A 20,282-nucleotide genomic window follows, 5' to 3' on the forward strand; every position below is an offset into this window, starting at 1 on the left:
CTGAGCAGCAGGGCCGCGGCGGCCGTCCCGGCAGCGAGCGCGAGGCCGCGGCGCGGGCGGCGCGGGGCTCGCGACCGAGGGGTCGAGGAGGAGCGGGCAGGGGCAGCGGACACGATTACTCCCTTGTAATCACGGCTGTCTCACGACAGAGCTGGAGCCACCCCCGAACGAGGGCGGCTCACGTCTGGCTCATCGTAGGGTCACAGGCGGCTCAGGGGCAATGGGTGGCTCCGGGGCTCGGCGGCGGACCCGTCAGGCCGACGCGGCGCCGGGGGTCCGGCCGCTCGCTGCTCGGGCCCGGGCGGTGTCGCTGCGCGGACCGACCGGCACCGACCTGGTCGCCCGGGCCAACCCCGCCGGCGCTGTGCCGACGTACATGCTCTCGGCGCGCTCGACCACGAAGGTCTCGTGCCAGATGCCGACGGCCCCAGGGGCCTTGCGTGCCCGCCGGTTGAACGCCGTCCAGGCCGGCCGGTGCGCCTGCTGCGGCGAGCTGGCGTAGGCGTACAGCTTCTCGAGCGAGGTCCAGTACTGAACCAGCACCGGCCCGCCACGTCCGAGCGTCAGCCTCATGCCCGCGAGCCCGCTCTCGGGATCACGGAACAACTCGGTGAGCATCGGTCCCATCGCCGCGAACACCGGCCCCCACTGGTCGGGCCGCCACCAGCGGTTGACGGTCATGCCGATCAGGAAGACGACGAGCTCGCCGTCGTGCTCGTGCGTGGTGCGGCCCGGGTTGACTCTCGACATGATGTCTCCTTAGATGGATAGTGGCGCTCTCCAATATTGGAGAGTCGCGCTATCCAATGTCAAGGGGCAGTCCGTGCGCATCTCCCAGCTCGCCGAGACGACCGGGGTGCCGGTCGCCACGATCAAGTACTACCTGCGCGAGGGGCTGCTGCCCGAGGGCGAGCGCACCAGCGCCACGCAGGCCCGGTACGGCGACGACCACGTGCGCCGGCTGCGGCTCGTCCGGGCGTTGCTCGGCGCGGGTGGGCTCAGCGTCGCCGGCGCGCGCGCCGTCCTCGGGCAGCTCGACGGTGAGCACGAGACGGTCGCCGAGGTGCTCGGCGTCGCCCAGTCGGCCGTCACGACGACGGCCCCCGAAGGCGTCGACCTGACGCGGGCCGAAGCGCTCGTGGCCGGGTGGGGGTGGATGACCGACCCGGGGTCGGCCGACGTGCTCGCCGCCCTCGAGGTCGCGGTCGACGGACTCGAGGCCGCAGGGTTCGAGCTGCCCGACGGGACGCTCGACGGCTACGCGCGGTCGATGGCCGAGGTGGCCGAGGCCGAGATCGCGGGCATCCCGGTCGATTCGGTGGACGCCGCGGTGCAGTACGTCGTGCTCGGCACCGTGCTCGTCGAGCCGCTGCTGCTGGCCCTGCGACGCCTGGCCCAGCAGGACGCCTCGTGGCGCCGCTTCGGGCACTGACACCGCGCCTCCGGCTGGTCGCGTCCGGCTGGCCGCCTCGCGCCCGCGCCCTCAGGAGGCGCGGGTGCGGTCGCGCAGACCGACGAACGACACCAGCGCGCTCACCCCGAGCAGCACGGCGACCACGATCACGACGCGATGGAACCCGCCCACCGTGAGCGCGCCTCCGGCGATGACGCCGAGGAACGCGACGGCGACGAGCCCCGCCACGCGCGAGATCGCGTTGTTGACGGCGGAGGCTATGCCCGACTGGCCGGCCGGGATCTGCGACAGCACCGTCGAGGTGAGCGGAGCCACGGTCACCGACAGGCCGAAGCCGAACAGGACCACGCCGGGCACGACCTGCCACCACACGTCGATCGGATCGGCGACCAGCAGCATCCAGAGGAACCCGCTCGCCGTGATCAGCGGCCCGACCGTCATGAACGGGCGCGGGCCGTGGGTGGCGGCGAGCGTGCCGAACAGGGTCGAGAACAGCAGCGACACGATCGTCGTCGGCAGGGTGACGAGCCCGGCCAGGGTCGCCGTCAGGCCCGCCAGCTCCTGCACCACCAGCGGGATGGTCAGCGTGCCGAGGCTGAGGGCCGAGTAGATGCCGACCGTGGCCAGGTTGCCGACCGAGAACGACCGGGTGCGGAAGAGCGTGAGGGGCATCATCGGCGCCGGGGCCCGGCGCTCCCACCAGACGAAGGCGGCGAGCGCGGCGAGGCCGACCACGAGCGGCAGTTCGACGTACCAGGTGCCGAACCCGACCCGCTGACCCTCGATGAGCGCGAAGACCGGTCCGGCGAGGCCCACCGCGGCCAGCACGGCGCCCACGACGTCGACCCGCGGGGGAGCACCGTCGCGCCCTCGGTGGGCGTCGCCGGGCAGGCGGCTCATCAGCACGAGGGTGAGGACGACCGGCACGACGACGACCGCGAACACCCAGCGCCAGCCGAGCGTGTCGACGAGTGCGCCGCCGGTCAGCGGGCCGATCAGGAACGCGACGCCGGTCCAGGCCGTCCAGCTGCCGATGGCCTTGCCCTGCGCGGGGCCGCTGAAGGTCGAGGTGATGAGGGCGAGGCTGCTCGGCACGAGGAGGGCCGCGGTCACGCCCTGCAGGGCCCGGGCGGCGATCAGCAGGCCCGGGTCGGGGGCGAGGGCGGCGAGCACGCTCGTCACGGCGAAGCCGATCAGGCCCGCGCGCAGCACCCGCACCCGGCCGAACGTGTCGCTGAGCGAGCCCGCCACGAGCATGAGCGACCCGAGCGTCAGCAGGTAGGCGTCGACGACCCACTGCTGCAGGGCGAGGCCGGCGCCGTCGTCGGCCGTCGCGCCGCTGCCTCCCGTGCCGGCGCCGAGTTCGCGCGCGATCGCGGGCAGGGCCACCGTGACGATGGACCCGTCGAGGAACGCCACGAACGAGGCCAGCACGGCGACGACGAGCACGACCCGCCGCCCGCGCAGGGTCGCGGCGTCACTCGGGGCCGGGGGAGGTGTGCTCATGCTGCACTCAACACCCGGGCGGCCCCGAGCGATACCCGGCTGTCCCCATGTCCCGCCACGAGATGAACACGCCGCCACGCGATCGGGTGGCGGCGTGTTCACTTCGTGGCGGCGTGGCGGCGTGGCGGCGTGGCGGTGTGGCGGCAGGAGGCGCGGGCCGGGTCTCGCAGGCCGCCCGCCGCCCGACGGCCTTGCCTCATCCCTCGCGGACGACGTCGTCCGGAGACTTGTCCGGCCGCCATCCGCGCCAGCTCGGCTGCCGCAGCCTGCCGGTCGAGGTCCACTCGGCGATCGACACCTCGCCCACCCGCGAGGGAGTGACCCAGTGCGCGTCGCGCGCGTCGACCGCGGGCACGCCCACGAGCGGGCTGGTCTTCCGCTCGGCGGCCCGCAACGACGGCAGCAGCTCGTCGAGCTCGCGGTCGGTGAACCCGGTGCCGACCCGGCCGACGTAGTGCAGCCCGTCCTCGCCCGGCACGCCCATCAGCAGCGAGCCGACGCCGTCCGCCCGGCGACCCGCACCGGGGCGCCAGCCCGCGATCACGACCTCCTGCGTCTGGTGGTGCTTCATCTTGATCCAGGCCCGCGAACGGCGGCCGGCGCTGTAGGTCGCGTCGCGCCGCTTGGCGACCACGCCCTCGAGGCGCAGGCGCTTCGAGGTGGCGACCGCCGCCTCCAGGTCCCCGTCGAACGCCGGGGGCACGTCGACCGCCCCGCCGCTCTCGACGATCCGCTCGAGCACCGCGCGCCGGTCGTCGTACTCGTCCTTCACGAGCGAGCGCCCCTCGGCCCGCATGACGTCGAAGAGCAGCAGCTTCACCGGCGCGCCTCGGGCGGCCCGGGCCACGTCGCGGGGCCGCGTCAGTCCCATGCGCGTCTGGAGCAGCCCGAAGTCGGGGCGACCCTTCTCGTCGACGGCCACGATCTCTCCGTCGAGCACCGCGCCTCCGTCGCTGTCGACCCGCTCGGCCAGCACCTGCAGCTCGGGGTAGGCCGGGGTCAGGTCGTTGCCGTTGCGGCTGGTCAGCGTGACGGCGCCGTCGTGGACGACGGCCACGGCGCGGATGCCGTCCCACTTCATCTCGAACGCCCACGCGCCCTCGGCCACGTCGTGTGCGTCGCCCGTCGTCGCCAGCATCGGCGCGACCGGGTCGGGTGCCGGGAACTCCTGCTTCCCGTCGCGAGCCGAGGAGGCGCGGCCCGACTTCTCGGGGGACCCGCCGGTCGCGCGTGACGCGCGTGAGGATTTGCCGACACGCGACCCGGCACCGTGGCCGCCGTGCGCATGGCCGTCGGCGTCGTCCTTCATGCGGTGGATCAGCCAGTTGGACTCCGCCCGCCCGCCGCCGTGCCCGGTGTGGATCAGCGCGACGCGTCGGGTGCCGCGCTGCTCGCCGTGCAGCACGACGATCACCTCCTTGCCCTCGCGCCACTTCTCGAGCTCGTACTCGCCGGAGTCCCAGATGGTCACCTCGCCGGCGCCGTACTCGCCCTTGGCGATCGTGCCCTCGAAGGTGCCGTACTCGAGCGGGTGGTCCTCGGTCTGGACGGCGAGGTGGTTCGTGCCCGGGTCGTCGGGCTCGCCCTTCGGCAACGCCCAGCTGACCAGCACGCCGTCGTGCTCGAGGCGGAAGTCCCAGTGCAGCGAGCTGGCGTGGTGCTCCTGGATGACGAAGCTCGTGCCGTCGGTCGAGGCCGGGGCCTCGGCGGGCACCGGTTCGGCGGTCTTCGACGCGTCACGCTTCGAGCGGTAGACCTCGAGGCGGTCGCGCACCTTCTCGGACGGGTCGTGGTCGGGGGCCTCGGTGTTGCGGAAGTCCTCGCCCAGCTCGCCTGACGGCACCGGCACGTGCGCCGACACGTCGGCCAGGGGGTCGCCGCGGCGCTTCAGGCGCGAGAGCACGTCGGTGTACTCGAGCTGTGCCAGCGTCTTCGACGCGAGCTCGCGCCAGGTACGAGGCATCGCGACGGTCGGCCGGGACCGACCGCGCAGCGAGTACGGGGCGACCGTCGTCTTGTTGCCGTTGTTCTGCGACCAGTCGAGCAGCACCTTGCCCCGACGGTCGGCCTTGCCCATGGTGCTGAGCACGAGGTCGGGGTGATCGGCCTCCATCGCACGGGCCAGCTCGTGGGCGACCTCGCCGACCTGGGCGCTGGTCTGCCTCCCGTCGAGCCGGGCGTACAGGTGCACGCCCTTGCTGCCGCTCGTCACGGGCATCAGCTCGAGCCCCATGCCCTCGACGATCGGCTTCAGCAGCTGCGCCACGGCGACGCACTCGGCGAGACCGACGCCTTCGCCCGGGTCGAGGTCGAGCACCAGCCGGTCGGGGTTGCGCTGCGCCCCCTTCGGGCCGAACCGCCACTGCGGCACGTGCACCTCGAGCGCGGCGACCTGAGCCAGCCAGGTGAGCGTCGCGACGTCGTTCACCATCGGGTAGACGTTGGCGTGGTCCTTGTGTTCGATGGTGTGCCGGGCGACCCAGTCGGGTGCCGAGTCGGGCAGGTTCTTCTCGAAGAACACCTCGCCGTCGACGCCGTTCACCCATCGCTTGCGGGTCGCCGGCCGGCCCTCGACGTGCGGCAGCATCCACTCGGCGACGGCGGCGTAGTAGCCCAGCACGTCGGCCTTGGTCGTGCCCGCGTCGGGGTAGAGCACCTTGTCGAGGTTCGTCAGCTGCAGCCGGTGCCCGCCGACCTCGACGGTCTCGCCGCGTCCCCTGCCCGCCATCGCGCGCCTCCTCGTGTCGTCCGTCTCTCGTTCGTTCTACCCGGCTGCGGCGGGTCCGTGTCATCCGCGGCGGGTCTGCGCCGACCCGCTGCTCGGCGGCAACCCGCCGCATCGACCACGGCCCGCCTCCCCGCGGAGCGGGACGACGGGCCGTGGTGTCGTCAGGACGACGGAGCCGAGGAGGCGCGGGGTCAGACCGCGGGCATCGCTCCGGCGATCGTGATGGTCGCGCCCGAGGTGTAGCTCGACTCGGGGCTCACCAGGTGCACGTAGGCGGCGGCGAGCTCGGCGGGTTGACCGGGGCGGCCGAACGGCGCCTGGCCGCCGAACTCCGACACCGTCTCGGCGTCGTCGGAGCCGGGCTGCAGGGGAGTCCAGACCGGGCCGGGCGAGACCTGGTTGACGCGGATGCCCTTGGGGGCGAGCTGCTGCGCGAGACCCGCGGTGAAGACGCCGATCGCGCCCTTGGTCAGGGCGTAGTCGATCTTGTCGGGGCTGGGCTGCGTGCCCTGCACCGAACCGGTCGTCACGATCGACGAGCCGGGCTCGAGGTGGGGGATCGCGGCCTGGGTCAGCCAGAACAGCGAGTAGACGTTGGTCTTGATGGTCGAGTCGATGTCCTCGGTGGTGAGCGTGAGGATGTCGTCGTTGCTCTTCATGCGGCCGGCGACCATGACGAGGGTGTCGAGCCCGCCGAGCTCGTCGACGGCCTTCTGCACGAGGTCCTTGCAGTACTGCTCGTCCGAGATGTCGCCGGGGACGAGGACGGCCTTGCGACCCTCGCCCTCGAGCAGGTCGCGCACCTCCTCGGCGTCCTTCTGCTCGCTGGGCAGGTAGCTCAGCACGAGGTCGGCGCCCTCACGGCTGAGCGCGATCGCGGCGGCGCGACCGATGCCCGAGTCGCCACCGGTGACGATGCCGCGGAAGCCGGTGAGGCGCTCCTTGCCGACGTAGCTGGTCTCGCCGTGGTCGGGCTTCGGGTCCATCTTCCAGGCCTCACCCGGCAGCGACTGCTCCTGCTTCGGGAACGGCGGTGCGGGGTAGAGGTCGACCGGGTTCTTCTTGTCGTATTGGCTCATGACGTCCACGGTGCCCTCACCGCGCCTCCCTCGCTCGGGGGCCTGTACCCCGGAGGCGGTCATTCGGAGCGCACGCGGAGAAAGATGAGCGTCATGCGATCGATCTGGAAGGGCGCGATCACGTTCGGGCTCGTCAACGTGCCCGTCAAGCTCTACAGCGCCACCGAGGACCACGACGTGTCCCTGCACCAGGTCCACGACGCGGACGGCGGGCGCATCCGGTACCAGCGCAAGTGCGAGATCTGCGGCAAGGTCGTCGACTACGAGCACATCGACAAGGCGTATGACGACGGCGACCGCACCGTCGTCATCACGGGCGACGACCTCAAGTCGTTGCCCGAGGAGCGCTCGCGCGAGATCGACGTGCTCGAGTTCGTGCCGAGCGACCAGGTCGACCCGATCATGCTCGACCGCAGCTACTTCCTCGAGCCGGACGGCACGTCGCCGAAGGCCTACGTGCTGTTGCGCCGCACCCTGGAGGAGACCGATCGCACCGCGATCGTGCACTTCTCCCTGCGGCAGAAGACCCGGCTCGCCGCCCTGCGCGTCCGCGGCGACGTGCTCATGTTGCAGACCCTGCTCTGGGACGACGAGGTACGCGAGGCACGGTTCCCGGCGCTCGAGAAGCAGACGCGCATCAGCGACAAGGAGCTCGACATGTCGTCGTCTCTCGTCGACTCGCTGAGCGACGACTTCGAGCCCGCCGACTTCAGCGACGACTACCAGGAGGAGTTGCGACAGCTCATCGACGCGAAGCTCGAGGAGGGGGAGTCCCTCGACACCGACGCGACCTTCGGCGAGAAGCCGGACGACGACGAGGACGGCGAGGGCGGCGAGGTCATCGACCTGATGGAGGCGCTCCGCCGGTCGGTCGAGACGAACCGGTCGGGTGGACACCGCAAGCCGGCCAAGAAGGCGGCAGCGTCCACGTCGGCGTCGTCGAGCTCGTCGGCGGCTGCGAAGGAGCCGGCTGCGAAGAAGCCGGCTGCGAAGGAGCCGGCTGCGAAGAAGCCGGCCGCGAAGAAGCAGGCCGCGAAGAAGCCCGCCGCCAAGAAGCCGACCGCGAGGAAGAAACCCGCCTCGCGCGCCACCGAGAACGAGTCCGCGTCCGACGAGAAGGCGACCCCTGAGAAGAAGGCCGGCTGACCGCAGCGCTCAGTGCTGGCGGAGCGCCTCGATGAGGTCGGCCTTCTTCAGGTCGGAGTAGCCGGTGACGCCAAGTTCTTTCGCGCGGCCCCGCAGGTCGTCCACCGTCCAGTCGTCGTACGAACCGGACTTCCCGCCCTTCGCGGCCACCTTCTTCTCGCTGTTGCCCTTCTGGGCGGCGGCGTTCGAGATGCGCGCGGCTTTCTCCTTCGACGCGCCCTCGTCGCGGAGCGCTTCGTACATGTCGGGCTTCTTCAGCTGCGGGGGAGTCTCGTCCTTCGGCGTCATGCGCCCGACCGTACACTCGGCGCGACGGCTCGTCGCACGCCTCAGGCGCCGAACTGCCAGCCGGTCACGTCGGGGTGGTCCTCGCCGTGTTCGTAGGCGTAGGCCCGGGCCTCCTCGCGTCGTGACTCGAATTCCGCCACCAGGTCGGGGTGCCCGTCGGCGAGACCTGGCACGCGGTGCAGGACGTCGAGCACCAACCGGTAGCGGTCGATGTCGTTGAGCATGGCCATGTCGAAGGGCGTGGTGGTCGTGCCCTTCTCCTGGAAGCCGCGGACGTGCAGGTTCTCGTGGTTCGTCCGTCGGTAGGTCAGCTGGTGCACGAGCGACGGGTAGCCGTGGAAGTCGAACACGACGGGCGTGGACGTGGTGAAGAGCGCGTCGAAGTCGTCGCTCGTCAGACCGTGCGAGTGCTCGCGCACGTCTTGGAGGCGCATCAGGTCGACCACGTTGACCACTCGGGTGCGCAGCGACGGCAGCACCCGCCGGAGCAGGTCGGCGGCTGCCACCGTCTCGAGGGTCGGGACGTCGCCCGCGCAGGCCAGGACGACGTCGGGGTCGACGCCGTCGACGGGGGCGCCCTCGGTACCGGCCCACTCCCAGATGCCGGCGCCACGCCGGACGTGTTCCTCGGCCTCGGGCAGCGACAGCCAGGCCGGTGACTCCTGCTTGCCGGCGACGATCACGTTGACCGTGTCGGTCGTCCGGAGGGCGTGGTCGGCGACGGCGAGCAGCGTGTTGGCGTCGGGGGCCAGGTAGATGCGCACGAGGTGCGCCTGCTTGTTGACGACGACGTCGAGGAACCCCGGGTCCTGGTGGGAGAACCCGTTGTGGTCCTGCCGCCAGACGTGGGACGACAGCAGGTACGTGAAGGACGAGATCGGCGCGCGCCAGTCGATCTCGTCAGCGCTCTCGAGCCACTTCGCGTGCTGGTTGAACATCGAGTCGACGATGTGCACGAAGGCCTCGTAGGTGTTGAGCAGGCCGTGGCGCCCGGTCAGCAGGTAGCCCTCCATGAGCCCCTGCAGCAGATGCTCGCTCAGCACCTCCATCACGCGGCCGCTGCGGGCCACGTGCTCGTCGTCGGGCCAGATGTCGGCCGCCCACACCCGCTCGGTCACGTCGAACACCGGGTCGAGTCGGTTGGACACCGTCTCGTCGGGCCCGAAGAGACGGAAGGTCGACGGGTTGTCGCGCACGATCTCGGCGAGCCACCGGCCGAGGACGCGTGTGGCCTCGGCCTGGGTGCGGCGATCGTCGGAGGTCTCGACCGCGTGCGTGCGGTAGTCCGTGAGGGTCAGGTCGCGGCGCACGAGACCGCCGTTGGACGCCGGGACGGCGCTCATGCGCTTGGCGCCCCGGGGCCGCAGCCCGTCGAGCCGGGCCACCGGCCGACCCGTCTCGTCGAACAGCTCGTCGGCGCCGTACGACCGCATCCAGTCGTCCAGCTGCGCCCGGTGCCCGTCGTCCTCTCGGACTCCGCTGAGCGGCACCTGGTGGGCACGCCAGGTGCCCTCGATGCGCTCTCCGTCGACGACCTTCGGGCCGGTCCATCCCTTCGGGGTGCGCAGCACGATCATGGGCCACCGCGGGCGTTCGGTGCCGTCGCCGTCGCGGGCTTCGCGCCGCAGTTCGTCGATGCGGTCGAAGGCGTGGTCGAGGGCGGCGGCCATGCGCTCGTGCACCCGCATCGGGTCCTCGCCGTCGAAACCGCCCGCGACGACGAGCGGCTCGTATCCGTAGCCCCGCATCAGCTCGAGCAGTTCGCCCTCGGGGATGCGCGAGAGCACCGTCGGGTTGGCGATCTTGTAGCCGTTGAGGTTGAGGATCGGCAGCACGGCCCCGTCGTGTCGGGCGTCGAGCAGCTTGTTCGCGTGCCAGCTCGTCGCCAATGGCCCGGTCTCGGCCTCGCCGTCGCCGATGACGCAGACGGCCACCAGGTCGGGGTCGTCGAGCACCGCACCGTAGGCGTGGCTCAACGAGTACCCGAGTTCACCGCCCTCGTTGATCGACCCCGGGGTCTCGGGTGCCGCGTGCGACGGGATGCCGCCCGGGAACGAGAACTGCTTGAAGAGCTTCTGCAGTCCCGCCGCGTCTTGCGTCACCTCGGGGAACAGCTCGCTGTAGGTGCCCTCGAGGTACGTGTTGGCGACCATGGCCGGCCCGCCGTGCCCCGGGCCGCAGACGTACAAGAGGTCGCGGTCGTCGCGCCGGATCACGCGGTTGAGGTGCGCGTAGACGAAGCTCAGCGCGGGCGACGTGCCCCAGTGGCCGAGGAGGCGCGGTTTGATGTCGTCGCGCGCGATCGGCCTCGTGAGCAGCGCGTTGTCCATCAGGTAGATCTGCCCGACGGTCAGGTAGTTGGCGGCCCGCCACCACGCGTCGACGAGAGCGAGGTCGTCGGGGGTCGCCGGTGGCATCGGCGTCGAGTGGTCGTTCGTCACTGGCCCTCCATGTCGTCGGTGGTGCCCTCACGGCTCATCTCGTCGATGGTGATCGCCGCGTTGACGAGGGCGAGGTGGCTGAGACCCTGCGGCACGTTGCCGAGGAACTGCCCGTCGTCGGCGCTGATCATCTCGGTCAGCAGGCCCACGTCGTTCGGCTGCTGCACGAGCTGGTCCATCAGCTCGACCGCTTCGTCCTGACGGCCCACGCACGCCAGGGCGCTGGCGAGCCAGAAGGCACAGGCCACGAACGTGCCTTCCTCCTGATCGACCTCGCTGTAGCGGAACAGCAGGGGGCCGGCCGAGAGCCCGCGCTGCATCGCGTCGATGGTGCGGGACATGCGCTCGCCGCGGTCGAAACCGCTGGGGGCGTGCAGCAGCACCGACGCGTCGAGCTTCTCGCTGCCCGGGTACATGACGTACGAGCCGATCTTCTCGTTCCAGCCGTGCTCGGCGACCCAGTCCTCGATCAGGTCGCGGTTCTTCCGCCAGAAGACGACGTCCTCGGGGTCGGGGTGCATCTGGCCGACCTCGGTGAGGTGCAGGGCGGCGTCGATGGCCTGCCAGCAGCCCATCTTGCTGCTCACGTAGTGCTGCTCGTCCGGCAGCTCCCACATGCCCGAGTCCTTCTCCTGCCAGCGGCGGCAGGCGTCGTCGGCGAAACCGGCGAGCAGGTCGCCGGTGGACTCGTCGAGGATGTTGCCGTCGGCCGCGTACTGGCTCATGATCGCCAGGATGTCGGCGTAGGTGCCGAGCTGCAGCTGCTCGCCCGCCGGATTGCCCTTGTAGACCGGGCCGATGCCGCGCCAGCCCTCGGACCCCGTCTCGTGGGTGCCGTCCGGCACCGAGCCGTCGAGGTTGAGGAAGATGTGCATCGTACGGCCGTTGGCCTTGAGCGCCGAGAGCAACCACGAGACGGCTGCCTGGGTCTCTTCTCGCAGGCCGAAACGGACGAGCGCGTTCACCGTGTAGGCCAGGTCGCGTACCCAGGCGAAGCGGTAGTCCCAGTTCTTGTCCCCGGTGAAGTTCTCGGGCAGGGCCGCCGTGGCGGCTGCCGCGATCGCGCCGGTGGGGCTGAAGATCAGCAGCTTGAGCGCGAGGGCGCTGCGCTGCACGGCGTCGGACCACGGACCGTCCCAGTTGAACTCGTCCGACCAGGTCTGCCAGTTGCGGACCGTGCGGTCGATGCCCTGGTCGACCACGTGCGGGTCGGGCAGGTGCAGGGGTTCGTCCTCGACGCCGCAGAGACAGATCAACGAGCGCGACCCCTCGTGGGTGGTGAACTCGCCCCAGAACCGGTGCGGTCCGCCGTGGGCCTCGCCGTCGCCGGGTTCGACCGAGTCGAGGCGGCCGTGCTCGAAGCCGACGAGCGCCAGGTTGATGTCGGCGGCGCGCAGGACCGGCCCGTGCAACGTGTCGACCCGGCGAATCGGGTGCGTGCCGAACGTGTTGCCCGGGATCACCGCCCAGCGCATGGCGACCGACCCCGTCACGCCCTCGATGCGGCGGGCGAGCTCGGCCCAGGGCAGGCGCCCCGCGATGCCGGTGACCAGCGCGTCGGTGATCTGGACGACACCCGTGGAGGTGCGGAAGCGGGTCACGAGGACGTTCGTGTTCTCGACGTACTCGCGCTGCACCTCGAAGTCGTCGTCGACGGGACGCAGCTCGATGCGTCCGCCCTTGCCGGCGTCGACGATGCCGGAGAACACCGGGTCGCTGTCCATGTCGGGCATCGGCAGCCAGTCGATCTGGCCGTCGCGGGCGATGAGGGCGACGGTCCGACCGTCGCCGATCGCCCCGTAGGAGCGCAGCGGCACGTAGCCGTCGTCCCGGGGGTCGGGGCGGTGCCATTCGCCGGCGGCGGCCGTCGTCGCGCCGAAGTGGTCGGCCTGGATGTCGTCGGTGGTCTCGAGGGTGTCCGTCACGCCTCCTACGGTGGCCCAGCGCGCCTCCTCGTGCCCGTCCCTCGCAGTGTTCTGTGTGCCAACAACGGCCTCCGTACCCCTGGGGGCGAGAAAAGGAGCCGGTGGACATGTCGGGCGGGTAGACCGGTCGGATGCCTCTTCCGACCGGAACCACGTCCGAGCCCCGCTTGTTCTTCGACGCGAGAGCCACCCTCGGCGAGAGTCCCGTCTGGGACGTCGACGCCCACGAGCTGGTCTGGACCGACATCACGAACGGCCTCCTGCACCGCACCTCGGCGGACGGCACACGCGACACGACGGTCGTCGTCGACCCGCCCCTGCCGAGCTTCCAGCGTCGTCGCGGCGGCGGCCTGATCGCCGCACTCGACGACACGGTGATCGTCATGCGAGACGACGGGACCGAGCAGCGGACGATCGCGACGGTCGACCACGCCGACGAGCGCCTCCGGCTGAACGAGGGCAAGTGCGACCCGTTCGGCGCCTTCGTCGTCGGCGCCACCGACCCCGAGGGCAGCCCCGTGGCCGGTCTCTACCGCGTCGCCCCGGACGGCACGCTCACCCAGCTGCGCGACGACTTCGCCACGACCAACGGGTTCGAGTGGAACGACGACGGCAGCGAGATCTACCTCACCGACACCGGTGACGACACGATCTACCGGGCCTCGTGGGATGCCGACGGCACCCTGGGCGAGCTCGTCCCGTTCTCGTCGCAGGGCGCCCACGACGGCCTGGCCCGCGACGCGCGCGGCGAGTTCTGGGGGGCCATCTACGGCGAGGGCAAGGTGGTGCACCTCGACGCCGACGGCGGTCTCGTGGACGAGATCACCTTCCCGGTGCCGAACCTGACCGGCATCGGCTTCGGCGGCGACGACCTGCGCACGCTGTTCGTGCTGTCGGCCCGCGAGGGGCTGAGCGACGAACAGCTCGAGGAGTTCCCGCTGAGCGGCGGCATCTTCGCGCTCGAGCTCGACCGGGCGGCCCGACCGCCGTTCCTCTTCGGCTGACTCGAGAGTCCGCGCGAGCCCACGCGCCCGCAGGCCCGCACGCGTCCGCACGCCCCCACGCGCCGACCGAACGACGTCGCCCGCCCGATCACGTGATCGGGCGGGCGACGTCGTACCGTCCTCGGAGACGCGTCAGATGCGTCCCGCGAGCTCGTCGCGTGGCGTGACGCCTGCCGCGATGACGGCCCGGGCGGCGTCACGGGCCTCCTCGACGTTCCACAACAGCACGCCCTCGACCGCGCCGTCGTCGCCCAGGTAGTACGCCACGGCCTCGCCGTCGCCCTTGTCGTCGACGACCGTCTCGAGCGACGCGTCGAGCGTGCCGACGGCCTCGTACGAGATGTCGAAGACCTTCGAGTAGTAGTACGGCGTGTGGTCGTAGACCTCGTCGGCCCCGGTCATGTTGCGACCGACGACGGGGCCCTGCGATTTGGCGTTGTCGACGTGCTCGACGCGGCGGCGCCCGAGGATCGCGTCCGGGTACGAGGCCACGTCGCCGGCGGCGAACACGTTCGGGTCGCTCGTCCGCAGGTGCTCGTCGACCACGATGCCGTCGTCGACGGTCAGACCCGCGTCGGCCGCGAGCTGGTCGTCGACCGAGATGCCGAGCCCGACGACGACCGCGTCGGCGTCGAGGGTCGAGCCGTCGTCGAGCCGCAGGTGGACGCCGGCGTCGTCGGCCGTGCCGCTCTCGACGCGACGTCCGCGGGCCAGCTCGACCCCCGCCTCCTCGAAGGCCTTCTCGAAGGTCGAAGCGATCGACGCGGGGAACACCGATCCGCCGAGCACGTCGTCGGGGAAGACCAGCGTCACGCGGGTGTCGTTCTGCACGAGGGCCGCGGCGAGCTCGGTGCCGATGTAGCTGCCCCCCACGACGACGACGTGCCGGCCGCCGCCCGAGAGCGAGCGCAGTCGGCGGTAGTCCTCGGCGGTCCGGAAGTACACGACGCGGTCGTCGTCCGGCAGGTCGAGTGCCGTGGGGCTGCCGCCCGTGGCGAGCAGCAGGGCCCCGTAGCCGATCACGTCGCCGGTGCTGGTGGTCACCGTCCGGGCGTCGCGATCGATCGACTCGACGAGCGTCCGCAGTCGGATCTCGGCACCCGAGTCGGCGACGGTGCCGAGGTCGTTGTCGGCCTCGGTGTAGTCGGGGTCGGTCCAGAGCTTCTTGGACAACGCCGGACGCGTGTAGGGCGCGTCGACGTCGGCGCTGACGATCAGCACCGACGCGTCGGGCGTGGCCTCGTGGATGGCCTTCGCGGCGGCGTCGGCGGTCATGCCGCCGCCCACGATGACGTGGTCGAACGATTCGGTCATGGGGTCGTCCTCTCGACGAGAGAGGGCACCGCCCAGGAGGCGCGGGTGGCGCGCTCCCGGACGGTGCCCTCGTGAGGTGGTCGGGTCAGTTGGCGACGGCGCCGACGCGGTCGAGGCCCTCGGCCGCGGCCTCCTCGTCACGCTGACGGGTGTCGTCCTGGCGGGCGTCCTTCTCGGGGTGACGGTTCTCGGCACCGGTCATCCAGGCGAGCTGCTCGAGGCGCTCGAGGATGCTGTGCAGCACGTCGGCCGTCGTGGGGTCCTCGTCGTCGACGTCGTCGTGGACCGCGCGCATCGTGCCGGTGACGGCGTACATGCGGTCGACGATCAGGTCGACCACCGCGGTGGTCTCGACGGGGCCGGCGGGGAACTCGGGCAGGCTGGTGCCGCGGGTGACGGTCGAGGTGCGGCCGTCGGGGATCAGGTAGACGGCACGCATGCGCTCGGCCACCTCGTCGCTGAACTCGCGGGCGGCGTCGACGATCTCGTCGAGCTGCAGGTGGAGGTCGCGGAAGTTCGAGCCGAGCAGGTTCCAGTGCGCCTGCTTGCCCTGGACGTGCAGTTCGATGAGGTCGACGAGGACCTTCTGCATGTTGTCGCGGAGTTGGTCGGATCCCTGGAACATGATGTCTCCCGTTCGTCGTGGGTTCGTGCGGAGTCGTCGCACCGGTGGGTGCGAGGTGGACGGTAGACCGCGGCCCTCGGCGACGGCTCAGTCTTCGGGGGACACGCGAGCAGGACGTCCCGTCCGGAGCACCCGACCGTGCCCCCGGGGACGCGCCGACGGGGCGCTGCCGGCTGTGATCGACTCGTGATCCACGGCCCTGGAGGACGGACCGTACCGGATGGTATGTTCGCCTGCATCGGCACCGAAGCCGACGTCCGGCCGCGGGTACCCGATCCTCGGCCCATGCTCTGAGGGGGGCTGACATGGCACGAGCGGTACCCGGACGCGCCGACCGTCCTGGATTCGACGCGACCGAGATCACCCGGCTGCGACGTGAGATCGAGAGTGCCTGGGGCGCGTTCGACGACATCGAGCAGATGGACTTCGCCCATCGGGTGCGGGTCGTCCACGGTCTCGCCGACGCCCTGCCCGACGCGGCGAGCGCGGCGGCCCGAGCCGGCCTGGGTGGCCTCGCCCTCGCCCTGCTCGACGACGCGGCGTCCTTCCCGCCTCCGTGGGCGTCGATCTGTAGCCGCTGGGACCTCACCCTCGAGATGGCCCGGGCCGCGGTCGAGTCGATCGCCTGGCCCGAGGGCGAGCCCTGGGGCGAGCTGCCGCTGGTGGGCACGGCCGCCTGACGTCGCCTAGCGTGGCGGCATGAGCTCCACACCGTCGCGCGGCCACGGACGTCGCCGGGTCGGCCTCTGGCGATTCGTCCGCACGGTCGTGCTCGACTACCGGTACGTCTGGTGGGTGCACCTCGTCCCGCGGTCGGGCCGAGTGGTGCCGGCCCGCTACCGTCACGGCGACCGTGAGCCCGTCCTGTTGCTGCCCGGCGTCTACGAGACCTGGCGCTTCCTCCGACCGGTGGCCGACCGGCTGAACGACCGGGGCCACCCGGTCGTCGTGGTCCCGGGCATGGGTCACAACCGTCGTCCGATCGCGGCGACCGCCGAGGTCGCTCAGCGCATCCTCGACGCCCACGACCTGCGGGACGTCGTCGTGCTGGCGCACAGCAAGGGCGGGTTGGTCGGCAAGACGATGATGGTCTCGACCGACGCCGAGCGTCGCATCGCCCGCATGGTGACGGTCAACAGCCCCTTCTCGGGGTCGCGCTGGGCGACGGTGCTGCCGGTCAGGGCGCTGAGGCCCTTCTCGCCCCGGGACGCCGACCTGCTGCGCCTCGCCGAGCAGCGTGAGGCGAACCACACCATCACGTCGATGGCGTCGCGGTTCGACGCCCACGTCACCGAGGGCAGCGTCCTGCCGGGGGCCGTCAACCTCGAGTTCCCGGTCGACGGCCACTTCCGGCCGCTGGGCCACGCCCGGTGCGTCGCGATGATCGTGCGCGAGGTCGAGGCCGGTGCGGGCTCGGCGGCGTCGACCGCGGCGTCCTAGCCCTCGACCCAGCCGAGGGCCCGCAACGTCTCGTGGGGCCGTTCGACGTGGGCGAAGTGCCCACAGTCGGCGAGCAGGGTCGTCCGGGCGTGTCGCACGACCCCGGCCAGGCGGTCGAGGTCGGACGCCCGGGCGAAGACGTCGTCGGCTCCGCTGACGGCGGCGACGTCGCAGTCGATCCCTCGCCACCTGGTCGCGTCGTAGCCCTGTCCCGACCGGGAGGCCGCGAGGAAGCCCCGGGGCCTGAGCTCGGCCACGAACGCCTCGAGCACCGAGCGCGGGACGCGGCCGACGTGGCGGAACACGGGCGACGACAGTGCTCTCAGCAGTCCGATGCGGGCCGCGCCGCGCAGCAGGGACGCGGAGGCGCGGGGCAGCACCCCGAACGCCGCGCGCAGCAGCGTGAAGGCCGGCAGTCGCACCAGGCCGCGCACCGGGTGCGTGACGGCGTCGATCGCGGAGAAGGACGTGGCCGACACGACCGAGACGCTGAGCACGAGGTCGGGGCGGACGGCGGCCAGGTGCAGGGCGACGAAGGCGCCCATCGAGTGACCCACGAGGTCGAACTCCGTGACCCCCAGCGCCTCGGTGACCTCGACCACCACGGCGGCGGCCGACTCGACGTCGAGGCCCGGATCGGGCTCGGGCGAGTCACCCCAGCCGGGCAGGTCGATCAGCACCGGGCGGGAGACCATCGCGTCCACCTCGCGGGCGGCCTGCAGCAGGGGGGTCCAGGTGGTCCACGACCCGGCCGCGCCGTGCAGCATGACGGTCGCCCGGCGTCGTGCGGATCGGTCGACCGGTGACGCCGCGTGGTGCACGACCGTGCGACCGTGTGCCGTGTCGATCGTCTCGCGGTCGAGTCCGAGGGCCCGGGGATCGGTGATCAGGTCGAACGGGGCGTACTCGTCGACGGTCGGAGCGACCACCCCTGTCGCCCGGCCCCGTCGCATCGTCGGATGCTACCCGATGATCTCTTCCCGCACGCGTCTCAGATCCTCGAGCAGCGACCCGACCAGCACCCAGTTGTCCGGGTCGGGTCGCAGCACGCTCACGGGCGAGGTGAGGGCCGGGGCGTCGTCGTGCCCGAGCGCCGTCACGTGCCCGGCGGTGGTGTCGGGAACGCGGGAGGCGCGCCCGGCCGGCAGCGCCTCCTCGGTGGTCCGCGCCAGCAGGCGCACGTCGTGGGCGGCCCGTCTCAGGTCTTCGGCGATGCTCTGCACCACGGGGTCGTCGGCCAATCCCGGGTCGTAGTTGTCGTGGACCGACCGGACCATGCCCACGACGCGGTTGACGAGCACGGTCAACCGCCGGAGCAGCGCCGCGTCGGCCTCGAGCACGCTGCGGTTGCGGCTCGCGCGGGGGTTGAGCTGCAGGCTCTCCTCGCCCGCGGTGACCGCGTCGACCGCCCGGGCCTGGGTCACCCGCAGCTCCCGGGCCTGCGTCAGACCGGTCGCGAGGCGCGACCCGTCGACCGGCTCGTCGAGCACGGCGGCGGTCTCGTCGAGCACGGACGCGATGTCGCGCGCCAGGCGGCCGACGGCGAGGTGAGCCGGCCCGAGCGCGACGGGAGGCACGATCAACGCGTTGATCGCCAGGGCGATGGCCGCGCCGATGATCGTCTCGAGCACCCGGTCGAGCGCGTAGTCGGGCGTCTGGGCGCCGATCGCCAGCACGAGCATCGCCGAGATCGGCACCTGGTTGGCCGAGCTCGGCGTCAGCCGGAACGCCCACGCCACGAGCAGGCTCACCACGACGATCGCCAGCACGATCCAGGTCGCGTCGCCGAACAGCCGGCCGGCCGCGAACGCGATGAGCACGCCGGCGATGACGCCCACGCTGCGCTCGAGCCCCCGGACGAACGACTGGTTGACGCTCGGCAGCACCACGAGCAGGGCGGCGATCGCCGCGAAGATCGGCAACGGCTGCTGCAACAGGGCCACCGAGGCGAACCAGGCCGCCATCACCGCGACGCTGGTCTTCACCACCTGCAACAGGGGCGTGCGCTTCGTCTGGCGGATGCGCGAGACGATCTTCACGACCCCAGGGTAGACGGGGAGGCGCGGCCTGCGTCGCGACGCCGCGTCAGGTCACGAATCGGTCACCCCGCCCGCGCCTCCCCGCCGATCGGGCCCGGTGCTGGTTGACTGCCTCCCCGTGTGGCCCAACTCCGCCGAGGTGCTCCCCGCCGCGTTCGCGAACTCGGGGCTGACCGTCGTCGCCTTCCGACCGCACTCGGTCGAGCCCTCGGGCGCCGGGTTCCTCTACGGCTACGAGGTCGACACGGTCGACCCCGCCGGCGCGACCGCGACCGTGCTCACCTTCATCGACACCGACACCCGGGCCGCCGACGCGTCGTCGGTGCTCACCCGCGACCCGACCACCGGTCAGCCGCTCGCCGTCTGGGCGTACCCGGCCGACCCCATGCTGCCGGCGCTCGCCGGAGCCACCTACCCCGACCGGGTGGCCGACGCGCTCGCGGCCCTCGGCGTCGTCGTCACCGAACCCCGTCTGAGCGTCGCGGCGTACCGGCCGGGCAAGCGGGCCGTGATCCGCCTCGACGCGGCCGAGACCACCGTCTTCCTCAAGGTGGTCCGGCCCGACCGGGTGGCACCGATCGTCGCCCTGCACGAGGCGTTCCGGGCCCAGGGGCTGCCGGTGCCCGCCGTGCTCGCGTCGCGACCCGACGGCCTGCTCGTCCTCGAGCGCGTCCCCGGGGTGCCGGCCGGGCAGCGCGTCGTCGAGCTCGGCGACGACCCCCGGTTCGTCGAGCAGATGGTCGACCTCGGGACGCGCATCGCCCGGGTCGAGGTGACCGCCCGGGCACAGTCCGACGCCCTCGACCACGGGGCCTGGCACCGCTCGACGCTGCGAGCCGCACTGCCCGACCGGGCGACCGAGATCGACGGCCTCTACGACGAGATCGACCGGCGCCGCGCCTCCTCCGCCTCGGACGCCCTGGCCGTGATCCACGGCGACCTGCACCTCGAGCAGCTGTTCGTGCACCCGTCCGAGCCGTGGCGGGTCACCGGTCTGCTCGACGTGGACACCGCGGGGCTCGGGCACCCGGCCCGCGACGCCGCGGCCCTCGTCGCCCACCTGGTCGTGACCGGGCAGTGGCACCGGGGCAACGGCGACGAGGCCGAGGCCCGGGCCTGCGAAGGCCTCGCCGACGACGTGACGCGCGCCTGGGTCGAACGCCTGCCCGACCTCGCCGACCGGCTCGCGCCCGGCGTCGCGTCGCAGCTGCTCGCCCACGCCGGAGGCCAGGCCACCCTCGGCACCGACACCGGCCGCCGCAAGGCCGTGCAGCTGATCGGCGCCGCCGCCGGCACCCTCGCCCGCCCCGCCTGACCCGCCCCGCGCCTGCCC

General features: G+C 72.0%; 17 protein-coding genes. 6 read left to right on the plus strand and 11 right to left on the minus strand.

Going from position 1 to position 20,282, the window contains the following annotated elements; translation table 11 throughout:
• Nucleotides 1–252: 252 nt before the first annotated feature.
• Nucleotides 253–750 (minus strand): DUF4188 domain-containing protein, encoded by a 498-nt coding sequence (locus tag SZ60_RS04985; protein ID WP_043594226.1) that lies wholly within the window; start codon nt 748–750, stop codon nt 253–255.
• A 73-nt stretch (nt 751–823) separates the two neighbouring features.
• Between SZ60_RS04985 and SZ60_RS04990 the strand changes: the two genes are divergently transcribed.
• On the plus strand, nt 824–1,432 hold the full coding sequence (locus tag SZ60_RS04990) for a MerR family transcriptional regulator (RefSeq protein ID WP_043594228.1): 609 nt from the start codon (nt 824–826) through the stop codon (nt 1,430–1,432).
• A gap of 51 nt (nt 1,433–1,483) precedes the next feature.
• Here the strand turns inward: SZ60_RS04990 and SZ60_RS04995 are convergent, their stop codons facing one another.
• The 3 genes from SZ60_RS04995 to SZ60_RS05005 form a co-directional block, all read right to left on the minus strand.
• Entirely contained in the window at nt 1,484–2,920 is a 1,437-nt protein-coding gene (locus tag SZ60_RS04995) for an MFS transporter (protein ID WP_043594230.1), read from the minus strand.
• A 196-nt stretch (nt 2,921–3,116) separates the two neighbouring features.
• Nucleotides 3,117–5,648 carry an ATP-dependent DNA ligase gene (locus SZ60_RS05000; RefSeq protein WP_043594232.1) on the minus strand — a complete coding sequence of 844 codons (2,532 nt, stop codon included), beginning with the start codon at nt 5,646–5,648 and terminating at the stop codon, nt 3,117–3,119.
• Nucleotides 5,649–5,839: 191 nt separating this feature from the next.
• Entirely contained in the window at nt 5,840–6,727 is an 888-nt protein-coding gene (locus SZ60_RS05005) for an SDR family oxidoreductase (RefSeq protein WP_043594244.1), read from the minus strand.
• 93 nt (nt 6,728–6,820) lie between these two features.
• On the opposite strand from SZ60_RS05005, the gene SZ60_RS05010 reads away from it, so the two are divergent.
• Nucleotides 6,821–7,873, plus strand: a complete 1,053-nt coding sequence (locus SZ60_RS05010; protein ID WP_043594246.1) for a Ku protein — start codon at nt 6,821–6,823, stop codon at nt 7,871–7,873.
• Between the two features lie 9 nt (nt 7,874–7,882).
• On the opposite strand, the gene SZ60_RS05015 is transcribed toward SZ60_RS05010, so the two are convergent.
• The 3 genes from SZ60_RS05015 to SZ60_RS05025 are packed head-to-tail and all read right to left on the minus strand — an operon-like array spanning nt 7,883 to nt 12,419.
• Nucleotides 7,883–8,161, minus strand: coding sequence for a Rho termination factor N-terminal domain-containing protein (locus SZ60_RS05015; RefSeq protein ID WP_043594234.1), 279 nt, complete (start codon nt 8,159–8,161; stop codon nt 7,883–7,885).
• 41 nt (nt 8,162–8,202) lie between these two features.
• The gene (locus SZ60_RS05020) at nt 8,203–10,578 is read right to left on the minus strand and encodes a phosphoketolase (RefSeq protein ID WP_043594247.1); all 2,376 of its coding nucleotides are present in this window, start codon (nt 10,576–10,578) and stop codon (nt 8,203–8,205) included.
• Nucleotides 10,579–10,598: 20 nt separating this feature from the next.
• A complete protein-coding gene (locus SZ60_RS05025; protein ID WP_043594249.1) occupies nt 10,599–12,419 on the minus strand; it encodes a glycoside hydrolase family 15 protein in 1,821 nt (606 codons plus the stop codon).
• Between the two features lie 239 nt (nt 12,420–12,658).
• Between SZ60_RS05025 and SZ60_RS05030 the strand changes: the two genes are divergently transcribed.
• Nucleotides 12,659–13,531, plus strand: a complete 873-nt coding sequence (locus tag SZ60_RS05030; RefSeq protein WP_043594236.1) for an SMP-30/gluconolactonase/LRE family protein — start codon at nt 12,659–12,661, stop codon at nt 13,529–13,531.
• Nucleotides 13,532–13,663: 132 nt separating this feature from the next.
• Here the strand turns inward: SZ60_RS05030 and SZ60_RS05035 are convergent, their stop codons facing one another.
• Together SZ60_RS05035 and SZ60_RS05040 are read right to left on the minus strand one after the other, a co-directional pair.
• The gene (locus SZ60_RS05035) at nt 13,664–14,845 is read right to left on the minus strand and encodes an NAD(P)/FAD-dependent oxidoreductase (RefSeq protein WP_043594238.1); all 1,182 of its coding nucleotides are present in this window, start codon (nt 14,843–14,845) and stop codon (nt 13,664–13,666) included.
• An 85-nt stretch (nt 14,846–14,930) separates the two neighbouring features.
• On the minus strand, nt 14,931–15,470 hold the full coding sequence (locus tag SZ60_RS05040; RefSeq protein WP_082059886.1) for a Dps family protein: 540 nt from the start codon (nt 15,468–15,470) through the stop codon (nt 14,931–14,933).
• Between the two features lie 305 nt (nt 15,471–15,775).
• On the opposite strand from SZ60_RS05040, the gene SZ60_RS05045 reads away from it, so the two are divergent.
• Nucleotides 15,776–16,150, plus strand: coding sequence for a hypothetical protein (locus SZ60_RS05045; protein WP_043594239.1), 375 nt, complete (start codon nt 15,776–15,778; stop codon nt 16,148–16,150).
• Between the two features lie 19 nt (nt 16,151–16,169).
• Nucleotides 16,170–16,910, plus strand: a complete 741-nt coding sequence (locus SZ60_RS05050; RefSeq protein WP_052505171.1) for a triacylglycerol lipase — start codon at nt 16,170–16,172, stop codon at nt 16,908–16,910.
• Here SZ60_RS05050 and SZ60_RS05055 read toward each other — a convergent pair.
• Both SZ60_RS05055 and SZ60_RS05060 read right to left on the minus strand, forming a co-directional pair.
• Nucleotides 16,907–17,863: an alpha/beta fold hydrolase gene (locus SZ60_RS05055; RefSeq protein WP_043594241.1), complete on the minus strand. Its 957-nt coding sequence runs from the start codon at nt 17,861–17,863 to the stop codon at nt 16,907–16,909. The genes SZ60_RS05050 and SZ60_RS05055 overlap by 4 nt on opposite strands.
• Nucleotides 17,864–17,872: 9 nt before the next feature.
• Complete coding sequence (locus SZ60_RS05060; RefSeq protein WP_043594243.1) at nt 17,873–18,949, minus strand: aromatic acid exporter family protein; 1,077 nt, start codon at nt 18,947–18,949, stop codon at nt 17,873–17,875.
• A gap of 118 nt (nt 18,950–19,067) precedes the next feature.
• On the opposite strand from SZ60_RS05060, the gene SZ60_RS16345 reads away from it, so the two are divergent.
• The gene (locus SZ60_RS16345; RefSeq protein WP_052505173.1) at nt 19,068–20,264 is read left to right on the plus strand and encodes a phosphotransferase family protein; all 1,197 of its coding nucleotides are present in this window, start codon (nt 19,068–19,070) and stop codon (nt 20,262–20,264) included.
• Nucleotides 20,265–20,282: the final 18 nt, after the last annotated feature.

Origin of the sequence: Frigoribacterium sp. MEB024 (assembly GCF_000878135.1) — a bacterium.
Classification (GTDB): domain Bacteria; phylum Actinomycetota; class Actinomycetes; order Actinomycetales; family Microbacteriaceae; genus Frigoribacterium.

Bases quoted from the DNA above. Each gene is read 5' to 3' on its own strand.
- SZ60_RS05050 (WP_052505171.1), top strand. From the start codon at position 16,170: ATGAGCTCCACACCGTCGCGCGGCCACGGACGTCGCCGGGTCGGCCTC.
- SZ60_RS05015 (WP_043594234.1), bottom strand. From the start codon at position 8,161: ATGACGCCGAAGGACGAGACTCCCCCGCAGCTGAAGAAGCCCGACATG.
- SZ60_RS05035 (WP_043594238.1), bottom strand. From the start codon at position 14,845: ATGACCGAATCGTTCGACCACGTCATCGTGGGCGGCGGCATGACCGCC.
- SZ60_RS05010 (WP_043594246.1), top strand. From the start codon at position 6,821: ATGCGATCGATCTGGAAGGGCGCGATCACGTTCGGGCTCGTCAACGTG.
- SZ60_RS05040 (WP_082059886.1), bottom strand. From the start codon at position 15,470: ATGTTCCAGGGATCCGACCAACTCCGCGACAACATGCAGAAGGTCCTC.
- SZ60_RS05000 (WP_043594232.1), bottom strand. From the start codon at position 5,648: ATGGCGGGCAGGGGACGCGGCGAGACCGTCGAGGTCGGCGGGCACCGG.
- SZ60_RS05030 (WP_043594236.1), top strand. From the start codon at position 12,659: ATGCCTCTTCCGACCGGAACCACGTCCGAGCCCCGCTTGTTCTTCGAC.
- SZ60_RS04995 (WP_043594230.1), bottom strand. From the start codon at position 2,920: ATGAGCACACCTCCCCCGGCCCCGAGTGACGCCGCGACCCTGCGCGGG.
- SZ60_RS05045 (WP_043594239.1), top strand. From the start codon at position 15,776: ATGGCACGAGCGGTACCCGGACGCGCCGACCGTCCTGGATTCGACGCG.
- SZ60_RS05020 (WP_043594247.1), bottom strand. From the start codon at position 10,578: ATGCCACCGGCGACCCCCGACGACCTCGCTCTCGTCGACGCGTGGTGG.
- SZ60_RS04985 (WP_043594226.1), bottom strand. From the start codon at position 750: ATGTCGAGAGTCAACCCGGGCCGCACCACGCACGAGCACGACGGCGAG.
- SZ60_RS05005 (WP_043594244.1), bottom strand. From the start codon at position 6,727: ATGAGCCAATACGACAAGAAGAACCCGGTCGACCTCTACCCCGCACCG.
- SZ60_RS05055 (WP_043594241.1), bottom strand. From the start codon at position 17,863: ATGCGACGGGGCCGGGCGACAGGGGTGGTCGCTCCGACCGTCGACGAG.